This is a genomic window from Acetobacter estunensis (assembly GCF_019083805.1).
In the GTDB taxonomy this organism is placed as follows: Bacteria; Pseudomonadota; Alphaproteobacteria; order Acetobacterales; family Acetobacteraceae; genus Acetobacter; species Acetobacter estunensis_A.
In genome coordinates, this window is sequence record NZ_JAHRDV010000006.1 from 241471 (window position 1) to 247470 (window position 6000).

Genomic DNA, 6000 nt, shown 5'->3' on the forward strand with positions numbered 1-6000 from the left:
GCCGGTGCGCATCGGTGCGACCAGCCGGGACTGTCATCACGGCATCACTTGCGTCTGTCCCGAAGACGCGAAATAGTAAGGAAGATGTGAAGCCGGTTTCGAGATGGTCTCACCAGAACGGAGCCGATGGCGCGGTTGGGATGTGACCGTGTGAAACGGTTGACTTGCCCGCGTGATTGCTCATCATGGTACTCCGTTTCCCCGGCATGCTGCGTATTGTCCGCAATCATGCGCCACAAATGCGGTGATGGCCTTCGTGCTTTTGCGTGAAGGCGTGTCCCGAAGGCCACATATAGCGGGGCAGGTGGGTGATTTGCCACATAAATCGTCAGAAAACGTATGGACCGGGCGAATAACGGGGATGCGTCGTGATCTATCTTGATGCGAACGCGACCGAACCGCTGCGTCCGCAGGCCCGTGATGTCATGCTCGCAGCGCTTGATCTGACAGGGAATCCCGCTTCCGCCCATCGGGCCGGTCGTGCGGCGCGCGCCGTGCTGGATCGGGCGCGCCGTGTCGTGGCGGACCTCTTGGGAGTCTCGACGGAAAACTGTGTTTTCACGTCCGGTGGGACGGAAGCCAACGTGCTGGCCGTTCGTGGATTGGGGCAGGGGCGCAGGCTGCTGCTCGGTGCTACGGAGCACGACGCCGTGCGGCAGGCACCGCCTGCGGACGCAGATGTGGAATGGATTGCGGTAACGCCGGACGGGCAACTGGATCTGGCCGATCTGGAACGGAAACTTGTCGCAGGTGAAGGCGATGCTTTCGTGTGCGTCATGTTGGCCAATAACGAAACCGGCGTCATCCATCCGATTGCAGAGATAGCAAGGCTGTGCCGGAAGGCAGGTGCGCGGCTGCATGTCGATGCGGTGCAGGGCGTAGGACGTCTGCCGGTGGATATCGCCACTCTTGGAGCGGACAGTCTCGCGCTGTCTGGACACAAATTTGGTGGCCCAAAAGGCGCGGGTGCGCTTGTGCTTGCAGGAGAAAGTGCTGTGGTCCTGCCGCCGGTTCAGGCGGGTGGAGGGCAGGAACGCGGACGGCGTGGAGGCACACCTCCGCTTCCCGCGATTGCCGGATTAGCGGCGGCGCTGGATGTCGCTGTGAATGAGGGGCGCGACCTTTCGCCCATGCGGGACCGGCTGGAAGCCGTTGCGCGGGAAAATGGTGCGGTGGTGTGCGGGCAGGGTGCACCTCGGTTGGGCAATACCAGTTGTCTCGCTTTGCCCGGATTGCGGCGCGACTCCCAGTTGATTGCGCTGGACCTCGCAGGATTCTGTGTCTCGACAGGAGCGGCCTGTTCGTCGGGCAAGGTGACAGGATCGCATGTACTGCACGCGATGGGGCAGGACGATCTGGCGGATTACGCCATTCGTGTCTCGTTGCCGTGGAATGTGACAGAGGCGGATGTGGACAGTTTTATCGAGGCTTACGCCCGGTTGGCGGAGCGTCACAAGAACGCCTGAGGCGCCCTCAAACGACGTTGTTCCAGCCGATCAGCTGCGTGTGCAAATCCTCCAGCCCCGCGCGAAAACCGGGGCTGCATAGTGCGGCCAACTCGCCCTCGTGGTCATAAGTTGGCATCAGCTTTTGCAGCAGCGCATTCTTTTTAGTGGCTGGGTGGAAATAGATTTCCGACACGCCGTCGGGCAGATGCGCGGCCAGCGCCGCCACACGATCAGCGGTCATGTGACCCGTCCACGCAATGCCGAAGCACCAGTCATTCGTGACCAGTCCTGCTGAACGGGCCTGATGCCGCAGAAGACCGGTCCATCGCCGCAGCGCCGCATCCCCCAGCGTATCGACATAGGTGCCGGCCGCCATCAGGGGTTCAGGCGGCTCCAGCGGCACACGCACGGCCCGCAGGCCGTAGCATTTGCCGATATTGATCATCATGCGGCCCACCGTGGGATGGAGGTGCATGTGCTTATGGGCGTTGGCGTGATCGAGCGTGAGGCCCGTGCGGGTGAAGGCCGCAAACTGCGCTTCGATCTCAGCCGCAAGCTGACGACGCACATCGGGACGGAAGAAATAGTTGATGCCAAGCGTCAACTGGTCGGACGGAAACTGCCCTTCGGGTGAGACCAGAAGAGGAATACGTGCCGGAGGAAGAACGCACGGCCCTTCGATGACGACCAGATGCAGGCCGACCTTGAGGGTTGGCAGGCGTTTTGCGCGTTCAATGGCATCTTCCACCGCTGGTCCTGCCATCATCAGGCTGGCGGTGGAGAGGACACCTTTACGGTGCGCGATCTCGATGGCCTCGTTGACTTCGACTGATAGGCCGAAATCGTCCGAAGAGATGATCGCGCGCCGCATGGAGAGATCAGGCCGCGTTACGATCGCGCAGGAAGTGGAAAAACTCCACGCCTTCGCGCAGACGGCGCTTCATCATCTGCGGGCTGCGCACCATCTCGCTGACGATGGAGGCGATCTTCGGGGCGCGGAAATAGAACTTCTTGTAGAACTCTTCCACGCCGTTGAAGATTTCCGTGTGCGACAGGTGCGGATAGTGCAGCGGGGCCATCTGCACGCCGTTCTCGTCGATCAGTTCGGCATGGGATTCGTCAAACCAGCCGTTCTCGATCGCCTGCTTGTGCAGCGCCGTGCCCGGATACGGCGCGGCGAGGGACACCTGCAACGTGTGCGGGTTGATGTCCTTGGCGAAGTTGATGGTTTCCTGAATCGTCTCCTTCGTCTCGCCCGGCAGGCCGAGAATGAAGGTGCCGTGGATCTTGATGCCCAGCTCGTGACAGTTCTTGGTGAACTCACGAGCAACTTCGACGCGCATACCCTTCTTGATGTTGTGAAGGATCTGCTGGTTGCCGCTCTCATAGCCCACGAGCAGTAGACGTAGGCCGTTGTCCTTAAGGACTTCCAGCGTCTTGCGGGGAACATTCGCCTTCGCGTTGCATGACCACGTCACGCCCAGCTTGCCCAGTTCCTTGGCGATGGCTTCGGCGCGCGGTAGATCGTCTGTGAACGTGTCGTCGTCGAAGAAGAACTCTTTCACCTGCGGGAAATATTGCTTCGCCAGACGGATTTCGGCGGCAACGTGCTGCGGGCTGCGCGTACGGTAGTGATGGCCGCCAACCGTCTGCGGCCACAGGCAGAACGTGCAGCGCGACTTGCATCCACGACCCGTGTAGATCGAGATGTAGGGGTGCATCAGATAGCCGATGAAATAGTCTTCGATCTTGAGATCGCGCTTGTAGACCTCGGTCACGAACGGAAGGCTGTCCATGTTCTCGATCATGGCGCGGTCGCGGTTGTTGACGATCACGCCTTCGCTGTTGCGGAAGCTGATGCCGTCCACGTCCTTGAAGTCGCGACCTTCTGCGATTTCCTTGATCGTGAAGTCGAACTCGTTGCGGGCCACGAAATCCACCACGGGAGCCTTGAGCAGGCTTTCCTCCGGCTGGACCGCAACCTTCGCGCCGACGAAACCGATCTTGATGTTCGGGTTCACGTCCTTGATCATCTGCGCGACTTCGACATCCTTGGTGAAGGATGGCGTGGAGGTGTGGATCACCACCAGATCGCGATTCTTTACGTCTTCTAGGATTGGCTCCATGCTGATGCCAGCGGGAGGGGCATCGATCAGACGGCTGCCTTCGACAAGAGCCGCAGGCTGAGCGAGCCATGTCGGATACCAGAATGACTTGATCTCACGCTTGGCCTGGTAGCGCGAGCCTGCGCCGCCATCGAAGCCGTCGAATGTGGGCGGCTGGAGGAACAGGGTCTTCATCACCATGGCGCGCGATCCTTGTCTTGAGTGTTGCCGACGCAAAAGTTGCAGAGGGGTATCGCTCCCGTCTCTGTGTGGCAAGTGTCATCTGTGGGAGCCACGCTGTGACGCATGGCCGTTATGTCGAAGTGTAACTGAAATAAAGTCGTTCTACTGCCGCTTCCCAGGTGTGAGCGGAGCATTGGCGGCAGGGAGCGGTGGAGGGCGCAAAACATGCGGGGCGACATGCATGGTGTGCCCGCGCCAGTCCACACGTGAGCCGGTCATGCTGCCCACCATGATAGCCGCCGAAATCCAGTCCCGCATGGGAAGCAGAAAGAGTGGCAGCAGAGAGCGCTGTCCCACGGCCCGGTCCATGACAAACGCACAGCACGCCCGAAAGGCCCATCCCCACAAAAAGATTGTCAGGGGCCATTCCGCGTGAGGCTGCAGGAGGACAGCAAGTGACAGCCAGAACAGGGGCAGTTGCAAACAGGAGGCAAGGTAACCGATTGGTGCCAGCGCGCGGACGGTCCGACCCCAGCGCAGCTCGTGGCGCATGACCTCACCGAATGTTTCCTCGGCGATGGTGGTCCATGTCAGGCAGCCAGCGATGGTGATGTCTTCGCCCCGCGCGCGAACCAGTCGGCCCAGAACAGCGTCATCGGCCACATGAGGGACGAGGGCTTCGAAGCCCCCGACTTCCGCCAGAGTGGTGCGCGAAAGCGCCATGGTGGCGCCGAGGCAGTCCTGCCGTCCCAGATAACGGGACAGCAACACACCGGGCAGGAAGTTGTGGTTGATCTGGCAGGCGGACAGCAACCGGGGCAGGCTGTGGCTTGCGGGTAGCCCGGCGTAGAGAGTGGTAACCAGCCCAGTGCCGGTTCGCTGGAGGCTGGCCACCACCTGTCGCAGATAGTCTGTGCCGACGTGAATGTCCGAATCGGAAATCACCAGCAATTCATGTTTGGCCGCGGGCAGCATGTTGATGAGATTGCTGACCTTGCGGTTCTCGCCATGCTGGGCGCCATTGACCACGAGTGTCATGTCGATGCCCGGATGCCGACGACGCAAACGCTCCACCAGAGCTATGGCCGGATCATTGGCCTGCTGCACGCCGAAGACGATCTGCACATTGGGGTAATCCTGCGTGCAGAAGCTCTCCAGCGCTTCATCCAGAAGCGGCTCATCCCCATGAAGAGGTTTGAGCACCGTTACAGCCGGTAGCGGAGAGAGCAGCGTTGGCTTTTTTCGCTCATGCGCACGAAAACGCACCACGAGGGCTGTGCCGAGGGTCGCCTGAAGGCAACCCGTAATACCCAGAGCGTCACAACCGAGTGCGAGAATATGGAACAGACTCATCAGGAAGGCTGCCGCGTCATGATCTGATATGTTCCCGCCCACATCATCCGCACGACACGGGACGCAGGACATCGGACGGGCAGCCTCTCAGCCATCGGAAATCAGTTCTCCGAAAAAGTCTTCACTTTCTGCTCCAGCACGGTGATCAGGCCATCCACACCACCAGACGTAAGAGTGGAGCCGAAATCCGAGCGCTGGGCTGCAGCTTGGCTGATATGGCCATCTAGCAGCACATCCACAATCTTCCACGCACCATTTTCCTGACGCAGAATGTAATCGATCTCCGTGCCGGGCATGTTGTCCGCCGAGCCGATATGGGTCGTCACGATCTGATCAGACCCGACAGGAGACGGACGAACTTCGGAAGAGAGCGTGAACTTGGCGTCCGAACCGGGCTTGAAGCTCGAGAGATAGCGGGCCACCGTATATTCGCGGAAAGCGGCCAGCAGCTTCTGCTTTTCCTCTGCGGAAAGCTGCATGTAGCGCGAGGCGCCTACGGAGGAGCGCAGCACAGCCTCAAGGTCATAGACGCGGTCCACCACGGGGGCGAGGATTTGTGTGCGCGCCTGGAAGCTGCCCGATTCCTTTTTCTGGATCGTGTCCAGCGCCTGATCCAGCGACTGCACGGGGGCCGTCACGGCAGTGGTGGCCTGAGCATGGACGGCGGGGACGCTGGCGATGGAAATGGCCGCTCCCAGCATGAGAGCGGACAGGGCGGGAAGACGGAAACGAATCATTTCTGGGCTCCGGCTGCCATTTTCGGGGCAAGGATGAGTCCGCTCTCCATACCGATAGCGTTGAGAGCGGTGTTTATGATGCTGGGCGCGTTGAGCCCGGCCTCGTCGTATTGGGCGGTCTGTGTGTTGTGATCGATGAAGCGGTCGGGCAGCGTCATGGTGCGCAGCCGGACA

At 60.6% G+C, this 6000-nt stretch carries 5 protein-coding genes; 1 reads left to right on the forward strand and 4 read right to left on the reverse strand.

The annotated features are described in order from the left end of the window. Nucleotides 1–368: 368 nt before the first annotated feature. Entirely contained in the window at nucleotides 369–1466 is a 1098-nt protein-coding gene (locus KUA11_RS10230; protein WP_217410177.1) for a cysteine desulfurase family protein, read from the forward strand. A 7-nt stretch (nucleotides 1467–1473) separates the two neighbouring features. On the opposite strand, the gene hpnK is transcribed toward KUA11_RS10230, so the two are convergent. The 4 genes from hpnK to KUA11_RS10250 all read right to left on the reverse strand — a co-directional run bounded on the left by hpnK (nucleotide 1474) and on the right by KUA11_RS10250 (nucleotide 5826). Beyond that, nucleotides 1474–2319 (reverse strand): hopanoid biosynthesis-associated protein HpnK, encoded by an 846-nt coding sequence (gene hpnK / locus KUA11_RS10235; RefSeq protein WP_217410178.1) that lies wholly within the window; start codon nucleotides 2317–2319, stop codon nucleotides 1474–1476. Between the two features lie 7 nt (nucleotides 2320–2326). Continuing rightward, nucleotides 2327–3754 (reverse strand): hopanoid biosynthesis associated radical SAM protein HpnJ, encoded by a 1428-nt coding sequence (gene hpnJ / locus KUA11_RS10240; protein WP_217410179.1) that lies wholly within the window; start codon nucleotides 3752–3754, stop codon nucleotides 2327–2329. Nucleotides 3755–3898: 144 nt separating this feature from the next. After that, nucleotides 3899–5089 carry a bacteriohopanetetrol glucosamine biosynthesis glycosyltransferase HpnI gene (gene hpnI, locus KUA11_RS10245; RefSeq protein WP_217410180.1) on the reverse strand — a complete coding sequence of 397 codons (1191 nt, stop codon included), beginning with the start codon at nucleotides 5087–5089 and terminating at the stop codon, nucleotides 3899–3901. A 101-nt stretch (nucleotides 5090–5190) separates the two neighbouring features. After that, a complete protein-coding gene (locus KUA11_RS10250) occupies nucleotides 5191–5826 on the reverse strand; it encodes an ABC transporter substrate-binding protein (protein WP_166316449.1) in 636 nt (211 codons plus the stop codon). Nucleotides 5827–6000 lie beyond the last annotated feature (174 nt).